2 protein-coding genes are annotated in these 945 nt (G+C 40.1%); both read right to left on the reverse strand.

The genetic code is table 11. The annotated features are described in order from the left end of the window. Positions 1-535 (reverse strand): recombinase family protein (locus GSM42_RS20290; protein WP_160803380.1); only part of this gene is annotated, 535 nt, incomplete at its 3' end. 37 nt (positions 536-572) lie between these two features. Continuing rightward, positions 573-740, reverse strand: a complete 168-nt coding sequence (locus GSM42_RS20295; RefSeq protein ID WP_160803381.1) for a hypothetical protein — start codon at positions 738-740, stop codon at positions 573-575. Between the last annotated feature and the right edge of the window lie 205 nt (positions 741-945).

The raw sequence follows: 945 nt of genomic DNA on the forward strand, positions 1-945 counted from the left end.
AAACAACTTTGGCTTCTTCTTCGTTGACCACCAGCTGTGCATCCACCAAATCATAACCAAAAGGAGCAGAACGCATAGGCATAATCTTCTTTTGCTTTTCGACCGCCTTTAATCTCCTTCTACTTGTTCGCTTTCGAATCATAGATAACTCATACTGAGCGATGGCAGACTGCATATTAAAAAACAACTGACCTTCTGGTGTATTTTGATATTCTGCATCACAGAAAATAAGCTCTACGTCGTGACGCTCCATCTCTCCACATACGATCAATTTATCTACCAAGTTACGACTTAAGCGATCAGGATGAACACAAATTACTTTATTTATTTTTCCTTGTGCAATATCTTGCCGAAGCCGATCCATCTCTGGTCGTTCGATGTCCTCTCCTGAGGCACCAGATTCTCTGTAAATCTCTAACTGGTACAACCCTAATGCATGTGCCTTTTCCATACACATCTCCACCTGTGTATCCAAACTCGTCCCTTCCACTGCCTGTAATCCTGTAGATACACGTGCGTAGACAGCTGTCTTCACTCCCTTTTCCTCCTCTTCTTTATTTAAGTTGTTCACTCTATCCAAGCAAATGAACTGGCTTTTCTTGTTGTTCTGTTAGTGCCATTTCCATCAACAGTGAAATCACGCGTTTCTTTGCCTCTAGAGATTCTTTTAGCCTTTCCGAATAATTCCCCGTATCGTTTTGAACCCATACAAATTGGACGGGATCTGTTTTTCGTTTCATCCAAACACCGCCTTTATCTGGTATATACAAATGTATGAGTCTTTAAGTTTGTCCTATGTTTCGAGGAGTTTGTTCCCAAAAGATCTATCGTATTTCATACCATTATTTTTTTGTCTCTTTGGGATTGTTGGCACTTTGGTAATAGGAGGCTGTTATTGATATTCTTAAGATCTGGCAAAAAAAGAATAGCCGTATTATAATACGG

Source organism: Shimazuella alba, assembly GCF_009831235.1.
GTDB lineage: Bacteria > Bacillota > Bacilli > Thermoactinomycetales > Thermoactinomycetaceae > Shimazuella > Shimazuella alba.